Source organism: Pseudomonas sp. DR48, from assembly GCF_019823085.1.
Classification (GTDB): Bacteria; Pseudomonadota; Gammaproteobacteria; order Pseudomonadales; family Pseudomonadaceae; genus Aquipseudomonas.
This window is the reverse complement of the sequence record NZ_CP081946.1, coordinates 3,014,112-3,033,871: the sequence shown is the minus strand read 5'-3', so window position 1 is coordinate 3,033,871 and position 19,760 is coordinate 3,014,112. Positions and strand designations below refer to the sequence as shown.

The 19,760-nt window shown below is 61.0% G+C and carries 17 protein-coding genes and 1 pseudogene; 5 read left to right on the top strand and 13 right to left on the bottom strand.

The window, feature by feature from the left end:
• Positions 1-56 precede the first annotated feature (56 nt).
• The 5 genes from K5K95_RS13650 to K5K95_RS13630 form a co-directional block, all read right to left on the bottom strand.
• A complete protein-coding gene (locus tag K5K95_RS13650) occupies positions 57-2,486 on the bottom strand; it encodes a TonB-dependent siderophore receptor (protein ID WP_222589846.1) in 2,430 nt (809 codons plus the stop codon).
• A gap of 247 nt (positions 2,487-2,733) precedes the next feature.
• Complete coding sequence (locus tag K5K95_RS13645; protein WP_222589845.1) at positions 2,734-3,723, bottom strand: FecR family protein; 990 nt, start codon at positions 3,721-3,723, stop codon at positions 2,734-2,736.
• Positions 3,720-4,283 carry an RNA polymerase sigma factor gene (locus K5K95_RS13640; protein WP_222589844.1) on the bottom strand — a complete coding sequence of 188 codons (564 nt, stop codon included), beginning with the start codon at positions 4,281-4,283 and terminating at the stop codon, positions 3,720-3,722. The genes K5K95_RS13645 and K5K95_RS13640 overlap by 4 nt, the downstream gene beginning before the upstream one ends.
• Positions 4,284-4,610: 327 nt before the next feature.
• Entirely contained in the window at positions 4,611-5,018 is a 408-nt protein-coding gene (locus K5K95_RS13635) for an HPF/RaiA family ribosome-associated protein (RefSeq protein WP_222589843.1), read from the bottom strand.
• Positions 5,019-5,231: 213 nt separating this feature from the next.
• Positions 5,232-6,179 carry a LysR substrate-binding domain-containing protein gene (locus K5K95_RS13630; protein WP_090188243.1) on the bottom strand — a complete coding sequence of 316 codons (948 nt, stop codon included), beginning with the start codon at positions 6,177-6,179 and terminating at the stop codon, positions 5,232-5,234.
• A gap of 136 nt (positions 6,180-6,315) precedes the next feature.
• On the opposite strand from K5K95_RS13630, the gene K5K95_RS13625 reads away from it, so the two are divergent.
• From K5K95_RS13625 to K5K95_RS13615, 3 genes are all read left to right on the top strand, one after another.
• The gene (locus tag K5K95_RS13625) at positions 6,316-7,692 is read left to right on the top strand and encodes an L-serine ammonia-lyase (protein WP_222589842.1); all 1,377 of its coding nucleotides are present in this window, start codon (positions 6,316-6,318) and stop codon (positions 7,690-7,692) included.
• 59 nt (positions 7,693-7,751) lie between these two features.
• On the top strand, positions 7,752-9,053 hold the full coding sequence (locus K5K95_RS13620; RefSeq protein ID WP_222589841.1) for a serine/threonine transporter: 1,302 nt from the start codon (positions 7,752-7,754) through the stop codon (positions 9,051-9,053).
• Between the two features lie 215 nt (positions 9,054-9,268).
• On the top strand, positions 9,269-9,586 hold the full coding sequence (locus tag K5K95_RS13615) for a DUF3509 domain-containing protein (RefSeq protein WP_090188252.1): 318 nt from the start codon (positions 9,269-9,271) through the stop codon (positions 9,584-9,586).
• On the opposite strand, the gene K5K95_RS13610 is transcribed toward K5K95_RS13615, so the two are convergent.
• Positions 9,583-10,083, bottom strand: a complete 501-nt coding sequence (locus tag K5K95_RS13610; RefSeq protein WP_222589840.1) for a phosphate-starvation-inducible protein PsiE — start codon at positions 10,081-10,083, stop codon at positions 9,583-9,585. The genes K5K95_RS13615 and K5K95_RS13610 overlap by 4 nt on opposite strands.
• Before the next feature lie 268 nt (positions 10,084-10,351).
• Between K5K95_RS13610 and K5K95_RS13605 the strand changes: the two are divergent.
• Positions 10,352-10,606, top strand: a pseudogene (locus K5K95_RS13605) (YebG family protein); the annotation flags it as partial.
• A 167-nt stretch (positions 10,607-10,773) separates the two neighbouring features.
• Here the strand turns inward: K5K95_RS13605 and K5K95_RS13600 are convergent.
• The 4 genes from K5K95_RS13600 to K5K95_RS13585 all read right to left on the bottom strand — a co-directional run bounded on the left by K5K95_RS13600 (position 10,774) and on the right by K5K95_RS13585 (position 15,107).
• Positions 10,774-11,883 (bottom strand): dihydrolipoamide acetyltransferase family protein, encoded by a 1,110-nt coding sequence (locus tag K5K95_RS13600; RefSeq protein WP_222589838.1) that lies wholly within the window; start codon positions 11,881-11,883, stop codon positions 10,774-10,776.
• Positions 11,884-11,910: 27 nt separating this feature from the next.
• Positions 11,911-12,900 (bottom strand): alpha-ketoacid dehydrogenase subunit beta, encoded by a 990-nt coding sequence (locus K5K95_RS13595; RefSeq protein ID WP_222589837.1) that lies wholly within the window; start codon positions 12,898-12,900, stop codon positions 11,911-11,913.
• Positions 12,893-13,987 carry a pyruvate dehydrogenase (acetyl-transferring) E1 component subunit alpha gene (pdhA, locus tag K5K95_RS13590; RefSeq protein ID WP_222589836.1) on the bottom strand — a complete coding sequence of 365 codons (1,095 nt, stop codon included), beginning with the start codon at positions 13,985-13,987 and terminating at the stop codon, positions 12,893-12,895. Before pdhA ends, K5K95_RS13595 begins: the two co-directional genes overlap by 8 nt.
• Before the next feature lie 100 nt (positions 13,988-14,087).
• The gene (locus K5K95_RS13585; protein WP_222589835.1) at positions 14,088-15,107 is read right to left on the bottom strand and encodes a Glu/Leu/Phe/Val dehydrogenase family protein; all 1,020 of its coding nucleotides are present in this window, start codon (positions 15,105-15,107) and stop codon (positions 14,088-14,090) included.
• Between the two features lie 186 nt (positions 15,108-15,293).
• On the opposite strand from K5K95_RS13585, the gene K5K95_RS13580 reads away from it, so the two are divergent.
• Positions 15,294-16,097 (top strand): SirB1 family protein, encoded by an 804-nt coding sequence (locus K5K95_RS13580; RefSeq protein ID WP_222589834.1) that lies wholly within the window; start codon positions 15,294-15,296, stop codon positions 16,095-16,097.
• Between the two features lie 251 nt (positions 16,098-16,348).
• On the opposite strand, the gene maiA is transcribed toward K5K95_RS13580, so the two are convergent.
• The 3 genes from maiA to hmgA are packed head-to-tail and all read right to left on the bottom strand — an operon-like array spanning position 16,349 to position 19,609.
• Entirely contained in the window at positions 16,349-16,984 is a 636-nt protein-coding gene (maiA, locus tag K5K95_RS13575) for a maleylacetoacetate isomerase (RefSeq protein WP_222589833.1), read from the bottom strand.
• A gap of 12 nt (positions 16,985-16,996) precedes the next feature.
• The gene (fahA, locus tag K5K95_RS13570; protein ID WP_222589832.1) at positions 16,997-18,301 is read right to left on the bottom strand and encodes a fumarylacetoacetase; all 1,305 of its coding nucleotides are present in this window, start codon (positions 18,299-18,301) and stop codon (positions 16,997-16,999) included.
• A 3-nt stretch (positions 18,302-18,304) separates the two neighbouring features.
• Positions 18,305-19,609 (bottom strand): homogentisate 1,2-dioxygenase, encoded by a 1,305-nt coding sequence (hmgA, locus tag K5K95_RS13565; protein WP_222589831.1) that lies wholly within the window; start codon positions 19,607-19,609, stop codon positions 18,305-18,307.
• Between the last annotated feature and the right edge of the window lie 151 nt (positions 19,610-19,760).

Here is a 19,760-nt window from a genome sequence, read left to right as displayed (position 1 = left end):
CTCATAAATCCTGTGGGAGCGAGCCTGCTCGCGATGAACGATGACGCGGTCTTCGATCAGAACTCCAGCGTGCTGGACAGTGAGATCTGCCGCGAATCCCCCATCGACACAAAGAACCGGCTCGCCGCAGACGTGTAGTAAGTGCGATCAAACAGGTTCTTCACGTTGAGCTGAAACTTGACCTTCTGCCCTTCGACCTTGGTGTCGTAGGTGGCGAACGCGTCGGCCACGGTGTAGCTCGGCAGGTCGAAATCGTTGACTGCGTTACCCGCTCGCTCGCCGACATAACGCGCACCCGCGCCGACCCGCAACTGATCACCGCCCACAATCGTTCCGAAGTCATAGACCGCCGACAGCGAGCCGCTGTTCTTGGCGACGTTTTGCAATTGCTTGCCCTTGTAGAGCGGGTCTTCAGTGACTTCGGCGTCGGTGTAGGCATAGCTGCCGATCATGCTCCAGCGATCACTGAGCTGGCCGCTCACATCCACTTCCAGGCCACGGGAACGCACTTCACCGGCGGCGCTGTAAATCGTCACCGGGCCTTCGGAGTTGGCCACCAGCACGTTGCGTTTCTTGATATCGAACAGCGCGATGTCGCCGGTGATGCGCCCTGGCATGTCGAGCTTGGCCCCGATTTCCCAGGACTTGGCTTCTTCCGGCGCGATGCTGCCATCGAGCACGGTGCTGCTGCCGCTCAACGGTGCGATGGTCGAGTTGGGTTTGAACGATTCGGTGTAGCTGCCGTAGAACGACAGTTCATCGGTGAAGCGATAGACCAGGCCGGCACGCGGCACCCACTTCTGCCCGTTGCCGTCGGTGTTGGCCTGGAACGGCACGCCTTTGCCGGCGTACTGGTCGTATTCCTGGAAGCGCCCGCCAGCCACCAGAATCCATTGATCCGTCAGGTGGATCGAGTCCTGCAGCAAGATCGAGTCGCTGCGCAGTTGATCGGTCTGCGCGCTGTCGGCCGGGCTGACAGTGGTCCCGGCGACTTCGCGGCCATAGACCGGGTTGACGTAGCTGAAGGTGCTCAGGCTTTTCTGGCGGATCAGGTCTTCGCGGTAGATCTTGCGGTATTCGTCATCGATGCCGACCACCACGTCATGTCGCAAGCCCAGCACATTGACGTTGCCTTCAAGGCTGGCGGTGGTGAAACGGTCGGTGCTGATCGCATTCTGCGTGCCGTCCATGCTGCGGGTCAGCGTGCCTTTGTTGGTGTCGATGGCCGTGATGCGCACCTGGCTGGCGTCGTAGGTTTCACGGTTCCAGCTGTAACCGAAGTGGGCCTTCCAGTTGTCATTGAGTTCGTGGTCGGCTTCGAAGTGGTACAAGTCCGAACGGCCTTCCATGTTGTTGAACGGCTCGTCCAGGCGCTCGTTGCGCGAGATGTCCAACGGGTGGTTGGTGCGCGGATCGATGACGGTGCCACGGTCGAACGGGGTCAGGAACTCGCGGTGTTCGTAGGCGAACAACAGCGTGGTGCTCTCGCCGAACCAGGCCAGTGACGGCGCCACCAGCGTCTCGCGGTGGGTGCCGAAATTGCGCCAGTAGTCTTCGTCTTCATGGTCCAGCACCATGCGGTAAGCAAGGCCGGAAGTGCCGAGTGCGCCGGTGCTGTCGAGGCCGCCACCGCTGCCGTTCTTGCCATCGCCGTAGGTCGAACCGCGCAAGTTCAGGGCGTTGTATTGCTCAAGCTCGGGTTTCTTGCTGACCATGTTGACCACGCCGCCCGGGTCTTGAATGCCATACAGCAGCGAGGCCGGGCCCTTGAGTACTTCGACGCGGTCGACGCTCGCGTTCATGCCACGGCCCTGCACGATCGGCATGCCGTCGCGCATGATCGAGCCGTTGCGGTTGTCGCCGAAACCGCGGGTCATCACAGAATCCTGGGTACTCGCCAGCGTGTTGCCCTGGGTGATGCCGCTGACGTTGGCCAGGGCATCATCGAGATTGCGTGGCGCCTGATCACGAATGACCTGGGCCGGGATCACGTTGACGGTCTGGGGGATTTCCTGGAGCAAGGCCGATGAGCGCATCACCGAACTGGTCGGCGGCGGTTGGTAGCTGGTGGATTGATCGGCCACCGAGGTGATGGTCGTCGCGCCCAGATTCAACGTGCCAGCGGTGGGCAGCGGTTCCAGTACGAAGGTGTGGGCATCGGTACGGCGAAAGGTCAAACCCGAACCGCTGAGCAAACGCTGCATGGCCTGCTCGGCGCTCAAAGGGCCATTGATCGCCGGAGCGGTGAGACCGTAAGGCGCTTCATCGGTATAGACGACGCTGATGCCGGTGAGGCGGCTGAAATCGCTCAGGGCCTGAGGCAGCGGTTTGGCGGCGATGGCGAAGCTGAACGGCGTGCGCTGCGGCGAGCCGGTAGCCTCAGCGGCCGACGCGATGCTCAACGGCAGCAACGCCAACGCCGAAAAGCTCAGTGCGGAGGCACCCAACCATTGTTTGACCGAACCCGATTTTGCCCTGGACTTCATTGCTCAATGACCTGTGTAGAACCTACGGAATGCGAATGACTCGCAGTTTCAGTCACTACACGGATGGGGCTCGGGTTTACCTCATCAAAATGTTGAAAATAATTTTTTGCCTGGGAAGAAGTGGTGTCTGGTCTGCCGTCATCGCGGGCAAGCCCGCTCCCACAGGAGATCAGAGTTGAGCCACATTTTTTGTGATCACCACACATCTCTGTGGGAGCCGGGCTTGCCCGCGATGAGGCCAGCCGCCTCAGCGCAAAATAATCAGATGCCCCATCAACTTGGTCTGCTCAAACCCCACTACCCCCTGCAACGAACTCAACACCGCTTGCGGGTCCTTGCTCGGAAAACTGCCACTGACCCGCCGCGCCGCCAGCTCATCGTTGAGCAACACGATCTGCCCCGGGTAATAACGCTGCAGATCCTGCACCACCTCGGCCAGCGTGGCCTTGTAATAATTGAGCCAGCCCTGACGCCAGGCCAGCTGCGCTTCGCTGTCGACGGCGTGCAGTTTTTCCGCCGAGCCCTCGCCGTACGCCACTTGCTGGCCGGCGGTCAGGATTTGCTGCTCGGCTTGTTTGTCCGCAGTCACGCCGACCCGCCCAGACAGCACTGTGACCCGCGCGCCGTGCGGTTGCAGGCGCACTTCAAACTGCGTGCCCAACACCCGCGCCTGACCCTTTTCGGCGTCGACCACAAACGGATCGCCGGTGTGCGTCACGCTGAAAAACCCGGCACCGCGGCGCAATTGAACGTGGCGCTCACCGCGACTGAAATCCACCGCGATGGCGCTGTCGGCATCCAGCGTGACTTGCGACTGATCGGCTAATGTCACGGTTTTGATTTGCCCCGGTGCCGAGACATAGTCGGCGCCCAGATCATCGATCCATCGCAACGGCTGCCATCCAACGCCGAAACCGATCATCAGCAACAGACACGCCGCCACGGCCAGCGCCCCCGACCAACGCAGCACGCTGTGGCGGCGAGAAGAATTGATGGCATTGAGGTAACCCTGCAAGGCGAACGCTTCTTCATCGGCCAGGGTTCGTGCCGGCCCCTCACTGAGTTCCCACAGCACTTGCGCCTGAGCATAGGCCTCGGCATGCGCAGGATCGGCCTGCAGCCAATGACTGAACGTGAGCTGGTCGCCGCTGCTGGGCTGGTCGTGCAACAGGCGCAGCCAGGCCAGCGCGGCCTGCTCTTGCGCGGGCGTCGGGGTGACGCGGTCGAATGGGTTCACGGTGCTTTCCCTGGCGTGCGCGTTGGCGGTTCCCTCAGGCTGGCCTTGCAGGCCTCGAGGGCGCGCATCATGTGTTTTTCCACGGCGCTTTGGGACAGGCCCATGGCCGTGGCGATCTCGGCGTATTTACGACCGTGGATGCGGTTGAGCAGAAAGATGTGCCGGGTGCGCTCAGGCAGCGCGCGCAACGCTGCTTCGACATGACGCAAATCGTTGCCCGCCTCCAGGGCGGCTTGCGGCTCACTGCCCTGGCTGTCTGGCGGGTCCGGCGCCCAGCCTTCGTTGACCCTTACGCGCGTGCCTTCGCTGCGCAAATGATCGATAGCGATGTTGCCGGCACAACGCAGCAGGTAAGTGCTGAGCTCCTCGACTTGCACCAAAGGTCGACGCCAGAAGCGCAGGAACAAGTCCTGCACCAGATCAGCGGCAGTCGCCTGGCAGCCGACACGCCGGTTCACCAGTGCTTCCATTTGCGAGCGCTGGGACAGGAACACCTGAAGAAAATGCGCGCGGGCACCCCGGTGTTCATCGTCGCGCAATTCCGGGGGGCTGGTGATCATCGGCTTGGCAACTGCGTCAGCGCCGCAACGCCACAGCCGCCCAGCATCCGGCAAGTGACAGCCAGTCGGTAGGAAACGGAGAGCGTGCTGATGTTGCCTTTCATGCGTCGACCTGGAAACGGTGAGGCCGCGTGAACGTCACACGGTCAACAAGGCCGCAATACTAATGATAAAAATTCTCATACGCAAAAACTGATTCAGTTGCCGGATGCCGTCCTGCGTCGCCAGGTGTTGAGCAGCCTCTCTGATCGTTCTCGGACACAAACAAAAACGGGCCTGCATAAGCAGACCCGTTTGTCAGTGGAAAGGTAGAAAGTGACTCAGAACTCAGCCGTTTTGTGCAGCCTGTTCGTTTTCGAGAAACTCATCTTCCAGCAGCGCATCGGCTGTGGTTTTCTCGAATGGCACAACAGCGGCACGTGGTTTGCCCCGCAGTTTGCCGAACAGGTGATCCAGTGCATGTTCAAGTTTTTCGGCCGCACCGTCGATTGCTTGCTCCAGGGTGTCGGCTTTATGAGTGACAGAAATCGGTTGGTGGCCTTTTGGCCGCGCTTCCAGCTGGCAGCGCAAATCGTGTGGACCGGGCTTGTCGCCGTTCTCGTCCCGCAGATGAACCTCGACGCGGGTCAGGTTCTCTTCATATCGTTCGAGCGTGCTCTCAATGGTAGTACGTACCCACTCCTCCAGTCGGATGCTGCTTTGAATATGGTTATCACTGTTGACTTGGATTTGCATAGTTCATCCCTTATTTCAGCTAGCTCGCGAGAGGCCGTTCGGCTAGCCCTTGGGCGTCATCACCGTGACCTCTTGGTTACACAATCGGTCTGCTCGCCGAACATTTCAACCCCTAAAAAAAGATAAATCCGGATTCGCAGAAAAAGCCGGACAAGGAGCAAAAGCGCTGTTAAGGTCGGGAGTTGGCTCGCACCGCTCGTTTGTCATAATTGCTCACATCTGCCGCTCCGCCAGTGGATGCAAGCTGCGAAAAACCGCCGCCTCTTCTACCAGCCAGTCATGTACCGCACGCACGCCCGGATGGCTCAGCGCCCCCGGCGCATAGAGCAACACGTAGCGCTTGTGATTGGGCACCGCCAGGCCAAACGGCACAATCAATGTCCCCCGCTCCAGCTCATCGTTGAGCAAAGTTCTTCGCGCAATCGCCACGCCCATGCCGGCAATCGCCGCTTCGATGGTCAGGTGATTGCGATTGAAGGTGTGGCCGCGCCGCACGTCCGCGCCCTCGAAACCGATGGCGTTGAGGTAAAACTCCCATTCCGCGTACTCGTAACTGCCGCGCCAGGCGGTGATGTCGTGCAACAGCGGAAAGTGCACCAGATCCGCCGGACCGTGCAGCGGCGGCCGGCCACGCAACAGGCTCGGGGCACAGACCGGAAAGATCTGCTCGTCGAGCAAGGTTGTGGATAACAAGCCCGGGTAGCTGCCGTCATTCAGATCGATGGCCAGGTCGAAATCCCCCTCGTGCAGCGGCACGCTGCTGTCCTCGGCCACCAGGCGCAATTGAATGTCCGGAAAGCGCTGCTGCAAGCGCGGCAATCGCGGTGTCAGCCATTTGCTCAGGAACGACGGAATCGAACGCAGCCGCAGAATTCCGCTGATCATTCCCGCGTCCAGTCGTCGCAATTCCGCATCGATGCTGCCGTAAGCCTCATTGACCGTGATGGCCAGTCGCTGGCCTTCTGCGCTCAACTCCACACCCCGAGCGCGACGGTGAAACAGTCGAAATCCCAGCCGCTCTTCCAGTTGGCGAATTTGCTGACTGACCGCACCCGGCGTGATGTGCAGCTCTTCGGCGCAACGGGTGAACGACAAGTGCCGCGCGGCACAGGAAAACACGTGCAGCCAGACGTAAGTCTGGGCGTGCAATTGGCGACTCATTGTTTAGTCCTGCTAAAGGCTGTCTTAGGAAGTTTCGTTGGTCACGTCGGACCGAGGGAGGCAGTATCGCCGACATTGCGCTTGTCCTACAAAACATGGCAGCGATTCCTCTTCCATTGCTTGTATAGGCTTTAGCATGGCTATCAGTGTTTTCGATCTCTTCAAAGTCGGCATAGGTCCGTCCAGCTCCCACACCGTCGGCCCGATGCGTGCCGCGGCGACCTTCGCCCAGGCACTGATTGACCAGCATTTGCTGGACGCCGTACGTCGGGTAGAAATCCGCCTCTACGGTTCGTTGTCGGCCACAGGCGTCGGTCACGCCACCGACCGCGCCTGCATCATGGGCCTGATGGGCGAATGGCCGGACAGCATCGATCCGACCACCATCGAAAGCCGAGTCCAGGCCCTGCGCGAAACCGGCGAACTGTCTCTGGCCGGCAAAACCACCATTGCCTTCAACTGGCAACGCGATCTGCTGCTGCTCGACGAGAGCCTGCCTTATCACCCCAACGCCATGTCCCTGACAGCCTTCGGTGAAAACGGCGAGTTGTCGGAGCAAACGTACTACTCGATTGGTGGCGGTTTCATCATTGAAGCGGCTGAAGCCGAGTCCGGTATCGCGCCGACCAGCGACGTGGTGCTGCCATACGATTTTTCCAGTGCCGCCGAACTGCTCAAGCTCTGCAATCAGCACGGGCTGCGGGTTTCAGAACTGATGATGGCCAACGAACTGGCCTGGCGCAGCGAAACGGAAATTCGTCAGGGCCTGCTGCACATCTGGTCGGTGATGCGCGAGTGCGTCGAGCAAGGCCTGCGTCACGAAGGCATCCTGCCCGGCGGTCTGAATGTTCCGCGCCGCGCGGCGAAATTGCACCGCAGCCTGCTGGAAATCGGCAAGCCCAATGTCATCACCTCCACCCTGTCGGCCATGGAATGGGTCAACCTGTTTGCCCTCGCCGTGAACGAAGAAAACGCGGCCGGCGGACGAATGGTGACTGCACCTACCAACGGTGCGGCCGGGATCATTCCGGCGGTGCTGCACTACTACATGAAATTCAACCCGGATGCGTCGGACGACGACGTCGTGGCGTTCTTTTTGGGCGCGGCGGCCGTCGGCATTCTCTGCAAGAAAAACGCATCCATCTCCGGCGCCGAAGTCGGCTGTCAGGGCGAGGTCGGTTCCGCCTGCGCGATGGCCGCCGCCGGTCTGGCCGATGTGCTCGGCGCCACGCCGGAACAACTGGAAAACGCCGCCGAAATCGGCCTGGAACACAACCTCGGCCTGACCTGCGATCCGGTCGGCGGGCTGGTCCAGGTGCCGTGCATCGAGCGCAACGCGATTGCCGCCGTGAAAGCCATCAACGCCACGCAAATGGCCCTGCGCGGCGACGGCAAACACTTCATTTCCCTGGACCGGGTCATCCGCACCATGCGCGATACCGGCGCCGACATGCATGACAAATACAAAGAGACTTCACGGGGCGGCCTGGCGGTGAGCTGGGTGGAGTGCTGAGGAGCATTCCCTGCCGCAACACGTGAGCCCGAGCAAGAATAATAACGAGGCCAATACCGATGACCGATGTACGTACACCTGCTGCCGATAATCCCGCTGTAGACCTGACACGCCATACCGAAATTGCCCACAAGGGCTGGAGTAAACACGACACCACCTGGATGCTCGGCCTCTACGGCACGGCGATTGGTGCAGGCACGCTGTTCCTGCCGATCAACGCCGGCGTGGGCGGTTTCTGGCCGCTGCTGATTCTGGCCGTGCTGGCATTTCCGATGACCTACTTTGCTCACCGAGGCCTGACCCGCTTCGTGCTGTCTGGTCGCTCCGGTGACATCACCGAAGTGGTGGAAGAACACTTCGGCATCGGCGCCGGAAAACTGATCACGCTCCTGTATTTCTTCGCGATCTTCCCGATCCTGCTGGTGTACAGCGTGGCGCTGACCAACACCCTGAGCAGCTTCATGGAGCATCAGTTGCACATTGCCCCGCCACCCCGGGCGATCCTGTCGCTGGTGCTGATTCTCGGCCTGATGGCTATCGTCCGTTGCGGCCAGGGCGTGATCGTCAAATGCATGAGCGTGCTGGTTTACCCGTTCGTCGCGGCGTTGCTGCTGCTCGGCCTCAGCCTGATTCCGAACTGGAACGGGGCATTCTTCGCCACCGCCAGCGAAGGCATGCCGCTACCGCTGTTCTTCAAGACGCTGTGGCTGGCGATCCCGGTGATGGTGTTCTCGTTCAATCATTCGCCGATCATCTCTGCCTTCGCCGTCGATCAGAAACAGCGATATGGCGAGCAGGCTGAGCGCAAGAGCAGCGGCATCCTCGCCATCGCCCACGCGATGATGGTGGTGACGGTGATGTTCTTCTGCTTCAGCTGCGTGCTGGCGCTGTCCCCGGCGGACCTCGCGGCGGCCAAGGCGCAGAACATTTCGATCCTGTCGTACCTGGCCAACCACTTCCAGACCCCGGTCATCGCTTATGCCGCGCCGTTGATTGCGCTGGTGGCGATCACCAAATCCTTCCTCGGCCATTACATCGGCGCCAGCGAAGGCTTTCAGGGCCTGATCGTGAAAAGCCTGCGCGGCCGTGGCCGGGTGATGTCATCCAGTTGGCTGAACCGCATCACCGCGCTGTTCATGATCCTCAGCTGCTGGGCCGTGGCCACGTTCAACCCGAGCATCCTGGGCATGATCGAAACCCTCGGCGGGCCAATCATCGCGTGCCTGCTGTTCCTGATGCCGATGTACGCCATCCGCCGCGTGCCGGCCTTGCGCCAGTACTCGGGGCAGGCATCGAATGTGTTCGTGGTGCTGATCGGTTTGATTGCACTGTCAGCGATCATCTACTCGTTCATGCCCTGAAACGGGCAGGCAAAAAGAAGGCGGGCCTCAGTGCCCGCCTGTTTTTTGCCGGGTTTATTGTTCGACAATTTTTCCGGCATGCCCCTTGCTACATCACCTGCGAGGCAAAAGGATTTTTGAAACCTCGGCGAGCAATCTGCCAATGGTCTGGTGGGGCGAACCAACCCGATCATGGCCGGTCAACTACTGCACGTTCAATCAGGCGGTGACGCATCATGGACAACCCCTTTCAGCTCATTACCGATGCCTTTGCGCCGGACTATCAGATCAATCTGAGCATTCAAGGTCTGGACGGCAGCATCATGCTGACCCTTTCCAATAGCGGTCGTGTGGTCGCCAAACGGATGATCAGCGCCGAACAACGCAATGATCCCAAGCGCCTCAAGCGCCTGGTGCAAAGCATTCAGTTCGGCATCGCTATCGAACAGGGTCACAGCGCCATGACCATCCTCGAAGCCATGACCGACGGCGACAATCGCAACCTGCCGCCGCCCTCGGTTAAAGGCCAGGCTCGCCCGGCCAGCAGGCTTTAGAGCTCGCCCTTCTCGACTTCGGGATGTTCACTGGACCCCGCACCAATCTTGCGCTGCGGGTGTTCGATCTTCACTGAAGGGAACTGCGACGACGCGTAGCGCACCACCAGAATCGAGAACGCCAGCAGCAAAATTCCGCCACACAGGTAGATGATGCCGATGTCCGGCGGATTGTGGTGTGAGACGTTGGAGATCAACAGTCGCGTGAGCGCCGTGATCGCCACGTAGATCAGGAAACGCACCGGCATGTGGTTGGTCTTGAAGTAAATCCCGACCATCGCCCCCAGTTCCAGGTAGATGAACAGCAGCAAGATGTCATCGATCTTGATGTGCCCTGCCTCGATCATCCCCAAAAATTCCATCACCGCCGCCCATGCGGTCACGGCACCAATGGCGAACAGCGCCATGTAATGGAAGGTCTCGACGAACAGGTTGCCCAGCGACTCGGCAAGTTGATGCACGTTCTGCCGCAGGTTCTCGGCCCAGTTGATTTTCACGATGATGCTTCCTTAGGTCGGTTCGACCGGATAATGCAAGTTGGACGTGACGGTTGTTCTGCATGCAGAAAAAAGGCCAGGGGCACCTGCGACATGATGGCGATGTGCTCCGGCACGCGCTCCGTGGCGTTTGGTCGCACCCGCTCCCTGATTTCGGTCTACATTAAAAAGCCACTACCCAAAGCGCAGGGATTCGCTTATCCTTTTCGCTGTATATAAATACAGTGGTCGAAACAGACAACTAATGTGAAGGCATGTGAGGTGGTGAATGGCCGTCGAAGTGGTATACCGCAGCAGCCGAGATCTGGAGCGCTTGTTCATGGATAAAGCCGAAGCTGACCGTCATGACAAAATGCTCGAACTGGCCGAATTGCTGGCTGAAGTGTTGCAAAAAGCCGTTCCGTCCCTGAGCGAGCAGCAAGTGGAAGAAGCCGGCATCTACATGGCGAAGAATCGCGATGTGTTTGCCAAAGCGTTCAAGAGCCAGCCGGACGCCCTGTCCGAACTGCTGAACGCACCGGCTGAAGTGGTTGAAAAGGCTGCACCGGTTGAAGCGCCTGCACCGGTTGAAGCAGAGGAAGCTGCCCCCGCCAAGCCCGCCAAAGCGGCCAAAGCAACGAAGTAAGCAACGCCCGAATTGAATAGGCCCTGAGTCAAATGGCTCAGGGCCTTTTTCATGTCCGCAAAAAATCAGGCCTCGGGTTGCTCCAGGGCATCGACCAACGCCTTGAAGAACCGCGCCGCCTCACCGCCGGTCACCACGCGATGATCGAAGGTCAGCGACAGCGGCAGCACCGGATGCACCACTACCGCGCCATCGACGGCTACCGGCTCGTCGCGAATCGCGCCAGCGGCGAGGATTGCCACTTGGGGCGGCACCACCACCGGGTTGGCATAGCGGCCGAACAAAGTGCCGAAATTCGACAGGGTCAGGGTGGCGCCCATCATTTCCTTGGGCGGAATCGAGCGTGCCTGCACGTCGGCGCGCAAACGCATGACACCTTCTTTCAAGTCCGCCGCCGAGCGTTGGCCAACATCGCGTAGCACCGGCACAAACAAACCGTCCGGGGTGTCGACGGCGATGCCCAGGTCAAGCCGTTCGTGTTGTTTAAGCGACAGGGTCTTGCCGTCGAACGCGCTGTTGAGCACCGGTTCCACCGCGCAAGCTACCGCCATGGCCTTGGCCAGTCGAATCAACGGCTCTCGCGCCTGGCCCCAACGATGCAGGTCTGCGTCACCAAAAATCGTCACCGGCACCACTTCGGCGTGGGAGCGGGCCATGTTCAGTGCCATGCTGCGACGTACGCCGCGCAGTTTCTCGCCGCCGAACCGTTCACGATCGTTCTGGGCTGCGCTTTCCACGTCGCTGCGGATGATCAGCCCATCGTTGCCGGAACCTTTCAACCCGCTCAGTTCCACGCCCAGTTGTTGGGCCAGTTGACGCACGGCCGGTGTGGCACGAATCGCCAAGTGCTCTCGGGTCGAAGGTGCCGCGCCGATAAAAAAAGAATCCTCCTGACTGCTGCCGCCGCCCTCGAGCCGCCCGACCACGGTGCCCGCGTCCGCCTCGCCTTCGTAACCGAGCAGCGGTTCACCGACGTGAATGATGTCGCCCTCGCCCCCATAAAGTTTCGCCACCACGCCGTCATAGGGCGCAGGAATTTCCACAAGGGCCTTGGCGGTTTCCACCGACACCAGCAGTTGATCGGTCTTGACGGTGTCGCCAACGCTGACATGCCAGCGGACAATCTCCGCTTCCTGCAAGCCTTCGCCCAGATCCGGCAGTTTGAAATATTTCATCGCGGCCTCCTAGGGTCAGGCGTCTCTTTAGAAGTGGTGCAGCAGGACGTTGTCGCAGGCCAGTAGAACGTCGTCGACGTTGGGCATGTACAGCGACTCCAGCCGGTACAACGGCGGCGGAATGTCCGGCGCGGTGACGCGCTGGATCGGTGCCTGCAATTCAAGCAACGCGCGCTCATACAGGCTCGCGGCGATTTCCGCGCCGACGCCACAGGAGCGCGGTGCTTCGTGGACGATCACGCAACGACCGGTCTTGCGCACCGAGGCTTCCAGGGTGTCGAGGTCCAGCGGTTTGATGCTGGCAACGTCAATTACCTCCGCCGAGACGCCCCGCTCGGCCAGTGCCGTCGCGGCTTGCAGGGTTTCCATGACGCTGGCGCCCCAGCTGATGAGGGTGATGTCGCTGCCTTCACGCAGGGTGAAACAGCTGTCCAGCGGCAAGCGTTTGCCATCGTCCACCAGGGTTTGCGGGTTCATCCGATAGAGCCGGGTCGGCTCCAGAAACACCACCGGGTCCGGGTTGTCGATGGCCGCCAGCAGCAAGCCATAGGCCCGGGCCGGTGACGAGGGAATGACCACCCGCAGCCCCGGAATGTGCGCGAACAATGCTTCGGTGCTTTCGCTGTGATGCTCCGGCGCGCGAATCCCGGCGCCCATCGGTGTGCGCATGACCATCGGGCAGGTGATCCGCCCGCGCGTGCGATTGCGCATGCGGCTGGCGTGGGACACCAGGTGCTCCATGGCGGCGTAGATGAAGCCCATGAACTGAATTTCCACCACCGGTTTCAAGCCTTGCGCCGCCATGCCGATCACCAGTCCACCGAGCATGGTTTCGGCCAGCGGTGAGTCGATCACCCGCTTGAAACCGAAGCTGTCGCGCAGCCCTTGGGTGGCGCGAAACACGCCACCGTTGACCCCGACGTCCTCGCCCAGAACGATGACGTTTTCGTCTTCGCTCATGGCCTGGTGCAGGGCCAGATTCACCGCTTCCAGCAACGTGAACTTGCCGTTACTCATGGCCCGGACCTCCTGCCCGACGCGCCGCCCGCTCCAGCAGCCAGTCACGCTGCTCGGCCAAGGCATCAGGCCAGGTTGCGTAGACGTGATCCAGTATCGATTCAGGGGCCTGAATACCCGCCGCTTCAAAGTTATCTACAGCGCGCTGCACCCGCTCCTGGCATTCGCTGATCAATGCCTGCTCCCGGCTTTCGTCCCACACACCTTGCCCGACCATGAAACGCTGCAGGCGTTTGACCGGTTCTTCGAGCCAGGCGTGCCTGACCTCGTCCGCCGACCGGTAGCGCGTGGCATCGTCCGCGGTGGTGTGATCGCCCAGGCGATAACTCACGCATTCGAGCAACACCGGGCCTTTGCCGTGGCGCGCGCGTTCGAGGGCCGCTTGCACCCGGTCGTAAACGGCGAGCAAGTCATTGCCGTCGACCTGTTCACCGTGGAACCCGGCACCGATGGCTTTCTGCGCCAGGGTCGGGGCGCCGCATTGAATCCGTCGCGGAACCGAGATCGCCCATTGATTGTTGTTGACCACGAACACCACGGGCAACTGCCAGGCGCCAGCGACATTGAGGGCTTCGAGAAAATCGCCTTTGCTGGTCGCGCCGTCGCCGCACGTGGTGACCGCGACCCGATGCTCGCCACGGATCTTGAAAGCGCTGGCGACGCCGCAGGCATGCAGGGCTTGCGTGGCGATGGGCACACAAATCGGAAAGTCCTCGGCCACTGCCGGTTCAGCGAAATCGCTGCCGCGTTCATCGCCGCCCCAGTACAGCAGGATTTCTTCCATGCGCACCCCGCGCATCAATTGCACGGCGGTGTCGCGGTAGTACGGCACCAGCACGTCTTCGGCGTGCATCACGCTGCCGATCGCCACGCCGATGGCTTCCTGGCCCAAGGTCGGCGCATAGGTGCCGATGCGCCCGGTGCGTTGCAGGGCGACGGCTTTCTGATCGAAGAGGCGGGTCAGGACCATTTGCCGATAGAGGCGCGTCAGCAAATTGAAATCGTCGGCCCAGGCTGGAAGTTCGCCGAGCAACTGGCCGTCAGGGGATAAAAACCGGGTGTAGGGCAGCTCAACCTTGTGAAGCATCACAGGGCTCCTGGCACGCGGGGTCGGCGTGCGGTTAACCGGCCCGACGCTTGTGGCGCCGGGCCTGTGGAGCAAGTTTGCCGGGTAGGCTCTCGCCCCTTTATCGATACAAGACTTTCTCCGCCAACTCGTCCGCCACCCGCGCTGGTGAGCGTTTTTCCGCCTGCGCATGGGCGAAGACTTCGGTGAGCCGTGAGGCGATTTTCGACAGGTGCGCGGTAATGGTCGTGAGCTGCTCACCCCGGTGCTTGAGCGACACGTAGATCAGCCCGCCGGAATTGATCACGTAATCCGGGGCATACAAAATGCCGCGCCGCTCCAGTTGATCGGCAACCTCCAGATGCGTCAGCTGATTGTTTGCCGAACCTGCCACCGCCGAGCAGCGCAGTTGCGTCACGCTGTGACTGTTAAGCACGCCGCCCAGGCCGCAGGGCGCAAGAATGTCGCAGGGTGTGCTGAGCAGCGCGTCGTTGGCGATCGGGTGCGCGCCCAATTGCTCCATCGCCAGTTGCACCTTGCCGTGATCGATGTCGCTGACCAACAGTTCGGCGCCGGCGGCGTGCAGTTGTTCCGCCAGGGCATAACCGACGTTGCCCAAGCCCTGGATGGCCACGCGCAAGCCTTCGAGGTTGTCGCTGCCCAGGCGGGCCATCGCGGTGGCACGAATACCGGTGAATACGCCCATCGCAGCGTGAGGCGCAGGGTCGCCCGCCGAGGTGGTGCTGGTGACGTGTTGGGTCTGTTGAGCGATGCAATCCATGTCCGCCACCGAGGTGCCGCTGTCGATGGCGGTGATATAGCGACCATCGAGTTCATTGACGCAACGTCCAAACGCTTCGAACAACGCAGCGCGGCTTTCCACATGGGCGGGGCGAATGATGACGGCTACCCCGCCGCCCTGAGCCAGGCCAGCCAGCGCGGCCTTGTAACTCATGCCTTGGGCAAGGCGAATGGCATCCTCGACCGCTGACTCGTCGCTGGGATAGGCAAGGTAACGACATCCGCCCAGGGCAGGCCCCAGACGTCTGTTATGAATGGCAATGACCGCCTTCAACCCGGTGACCGGGTCGACGCTCAGATGCAGCGATTCAAGGCGAGTGCTTTGCATGAGAGCGAACATCGTAAGGCTCCCGAATCACTTCTTGTAGTCGCCCCAGTATAGGCTTGCGCCCAAAAATTGCAGAAGCGCACCGGAATAAGCAGCGCTGCGATACAGCGCTTTCAGACATAACTTCAAGCTGCCTGTGTACAGCACTGGACGAATGCCGGAGACGGGGCTAAAACGAGGCATTGCCCGGAGATTTAGATGACGCCCCGCCAATGTTTCTTTGCTTGTCTGCAACGATCACCGCCCGCGCTGTTCGAGGCGGCGCTGTGGATGGCGGCCGAGCACGACAAGGCGCTGAACCCGGAAAAGGTCCTGGCAGACTTCAACGACCTGCAGCAGCGGGTCAGCTATGGCTTGCCGATGTTACCTGTGAGCGAACTGGCCCAGCCGCTGCTTCGGCGGATGAATGACCTGGGGTTCGCCCAAGACGACTTCACGCCGCTACGCCCGCAGGTGGCGTTGATTCATAAGGTGCTGGAATTGCGGCGCGGCCAGCCGTTGTCTTTGGGACTGATCGCCCTGGAATTGGCCAGACGCCTGGAGATTCCTTTGGTCGGGGTCAATTTCCCCGGGCATTTCCTGTTGCGGGTGCCGGGCGCCGATCATTTGCTGGACCCGTGTGGCGGGCGTCGGTTGTACCCCAACGATTGCCGTGAACTGCTGCAACGCCAGTACGGACCGAACATGCAACTCGGCGCCGACCACTTGCTCACCGCCGACCCGGTGCAGATGCTGCAGCGCCTGTCGCGTAACTTGCGCCAGTTGCACCTCTCCCACGATGACTACATCGGCGCCTTGATCGACGCCGAGCGAGTGCTCGAACTGGGCAACGCCAACGCCTCCGATTACCTGGCCCGGGCCAGCCTCTACCAACGCCTGGATTGTCCGAACGCCGAGCGCTTTGACCTGGAGCATGCGTTGCTGCTCAGTGATGACCCGATCCAGCGGCTTCGCCTGACTGAACGGCTGGGGCATCTACCGCCCAACGCAATCGTCCATTAAACGCAGATCCATTGTGGGAGCGAGCTTGCTCGCGATGGCGGTAGTAAATCCAACATCAATGTGTGAGTCAGACCGCTATCGCGAGCAAGCTCGCTCCCACATCGTAATGCTGTTCACTTAAGAACGTTTTGGGGTTGCGGGTTGCGGGTTGCGGGTTGGGTACATATCCGTTGCTGCGGTAACGGATATGCCCCCCAACCCAAACCCAAAAACGGTCTTAAGTGAACAGCATTAGCTCCCACATCGGGGCTTTAAGGGGTATCCGGCTGGTTGGCCGGGTGAGCTTTCATGAACGCCGGATGCGTCGCCGCCAGCGCCGCCACTCGGCGAATCCGTGGATAAGCTTCAAGTGAAATATTGAAGCGCTCGGCCGCATACAGTTGCGGGATCAGGTAAACGTCCGCCAGCCCCGGCTGATCGCCAAGGCAAAACCCCGCGTCCCCAATCAATTGCTCCACCGCCGCCAGCCCCTGGCTGATCCAATGGCCGATCCACTCCACCACCTGCGGCTCATCGTGTCCCAATTGCCGCAGCTTATTGAGCACGCTGACGTTGTGCAGCGGATGCACGTCGCAACCGATCAACGCCGCCACACCGCGCTCATGAGCGCGGGCAGCGAGGTCTTTGGACAGCAGCGGCACCTGTGGATAACGTTCCTCCAGGTATTCGATGATGGCGGGTGACTGGATCAGCAGTTCGCCCTCATCCGTGCGCAAGGCCGGCACGCGGCCTTGCGGGTTGATGGCCAGGTACGGCGGCTGACGATGCTCGCCGCCTGGCGGTGCGATCAGGTTGATCGGCAGCGCCTGATAGTCCAGGCCCTTGAGCGCCAACGCAATGCGCACCCGGTAAGACGAGGTCGAACGGTAGTAGGTATAGAGTTCCATGACCCGATCCTCTCAGCGCGCCGCCACGACTTTGCCACGGCATTCGCCGAAGCCGATGGACGCAAAACCGTCGCGGCTGCAACGGGCGCGCAGGATGATTTCGTCACCGTCTTCAAGGAATTTACGTACCTCGCCCGAGGCCAGCTCGATCGGCTTCTTCCCGCCTTCGGTGATTTCCAGCAGGCTGCCGAACTGACCGTTCTGCGGCCCCGACAACGTGCCCGAACCGAACAGGTCACCGGCCTGCAACTGGCAGCCATTGACGCTGTGGTGCGCGACCATTTGCGCCACGGTCCAGTACATGTGTTGGGTGTTACTCAAGGTCAGGCGATGGGCGGGCAGTTTTTGCTCGCGCAGGCCTTCGGTCAGCAGCAGCACTTCCAGTTCGATATCGAATGCGCCCGTGGCTTGATCACGCTTGTCGAACAGATACGGCAGCGGCTGCGGGTCGCCTTCAGGGCGCGCAGGCTGAGCGCGGCGGAATGGCTCCAGCGCTTCGGCCGTCACGACCCAAGGCGAGATGCTGGTGATGAAACTCTTCGACAGGAACGGGCCCAGCGGCTGGTATTCCCAGGCCTGGATGTCGCGCGCCGACCAGTCGTTGAGCAGGCAGAAACCGGCGATATGGTCAGCGGCATCACCGATGGCGATCGACTCGCCCATCTCGTTGCCCGGGCCGATCCAGATGCCCAGTTCCAGTTCGTAGTCCAGGCGTGCGCACGGGCCAAACGTCGGCTCGGTCTGACCGGCTGGCAAGGTCTGGCCCTTCGGACGGCGAACGTCGGTGCCGGACGGGCGAATGGTCGAGGCACGGCCGTGATAACCGATCGGCACGTATTTGTAGTTGGGCAGCAACGGATTGTCGGGGCGGAACAGCTTGCCGACGTTTTGCGCGTGCTCGATACCGACGTAGAAGTCGGTGTAGTCATTGATCTTCGCCGGCAGGTGCATCGTGCAATTCGCCGCCAGAGGCAAGAGTTTGACACCCTGGGCTTCGATCTTGCCCCGCAGCGTACTGCCCTCGGCGAACAGTTCCAGCAGACGTTCGCGCAGCGCGACGCGAGCCTCGCGGCCAAGTTCGAAAAACCCATTGAGCTGACCGCCACGGGTGGCTTCGACAGCGGTACGAGCGGCGCCATCGAACAGGCCCGCGTCCAGTGCCGCTTCCAGATCAAGGATATGCTCGCCAATGGCCACGCCGCTGCGCGGTGCCGAACCGTTCACGCTGAACACACCCAACGGCAGGTTTTGCAGCGGGAAATCGGTGTGGCCGTTGGCGGAGGCAACCCAGCTACGAGTGATGGAAGTCTGAGTCATGGGTTATCTCCGGGTCGGGTCGAAAGTGGCGGGCAGCGAAGCCCAGCAGGCATCGTAATTAGGTTGCAGTTGCGGACACTCAAGGGCGAACCGGCTCGGGCGCAGCACTTGGCTGGTCTCGAACATGAAGGCCATGGTGTTGTCGATTTTTGTGGGTGCAAGTTCAGCGTTGACCGCTTTGGTGCAGGTCTCACCGTCCGGGCCGTGCGCGCTCATGCAGCTGTGCAACGACGCGCCGCCGGGCACGAAACCTTCGGCCTTGGCGTCGTATTCGCCTTTGATCAGGCCCATGAATTCGTTCATCAGGTTGCGGTGGAACCATGGTGGACGGAAGGTTTTCTCGGCGACCATCCAGCGCGGCGGGAAGATCACGAAGTCCAGATTGGCCAGGCCGTGGACGCTGGTCGGCGAAGTCAGGACGGTGAAAATCGACGGGTCCGGGTGATCGAAGCTGACCGTGCCGATGGTGTTGAAACGACGCAGGTCATATTTGTACGGCACGTTGTTGCCGTGCCAGGCGACCACGTTCAGCGGTGAATGATCAAGCTCGCAGTCCCACAACTGGCCGAGGAATTTCTGCACCAGGGTGGTCGGTTGCTTGAGGTTTTCGTAATGCGCGACCGGCGTCAGGAAGTCCCGGGCATTGGCCAGGCCGTTGCTGCCGATGGGTCCCAGGTCCGGCAGGCGCAGCGGCGCGCCGTGGTTTTCGGCGATGTAACCGCGAGCCTGCGGGTCGAGCAGCTCCACGCGAAATTTCAACCCGCGCGGCAGCACGGCGATTTCTAGTGGCTCCAGTTCCAGCACGCCCAGTTCGGTGGCGATGCGCAGGCGTCCCAGTTCCGGCACCAGCAGCAGTTCGCCGTCAGCGTTGAAAAACACCCGCTCCATCGAACGGTTAGCGCGGTAGTTATAGATGCTGATCCCGGCCGGTTTGTCCGCGCCCGAGTTGGCGGCCATGCTCACCAGCCCATCGATGAAATCGGTCGGCTCGCTCGGGATGTCCAACGGGTTCCAGCGCAGGCGATTGGGGGTTACTTCACCCAACGGGCCGCCGGCCAGTTGCCGATCCAGTTTGACGAATGCCGGGTGATTGGCCGACGGCTGAATCCGATACATCCACGTGCGCCGCGCTTCGCTGCGAGCCATGGTGAACGCTGTGCCGGAGAACAGCTCGGTGTAGAGGCCGTAAGGGGCTTTTTGCGGGGAGTTCTGGCCGACAGGCAGTGCGCCGGGCAATGCTTCACTGCTGAATTCGTTGCCAAAGCCTGACTGGTAAGCCAGCGCTGGCGCCGTTGAATCGAGGTTCATGGAGCCTCCTGAACAGGGAGTAGGCAATGGCCTGTCACTCTGTTGCAGAGGTCTCGGCACGCCCGGGTTATTTTTATCGTAATTCGATTACGCATAACGTAATTTGATTGGTATTGACCGTCAAGCTATAAAGACGCCCATTCATCCCCGG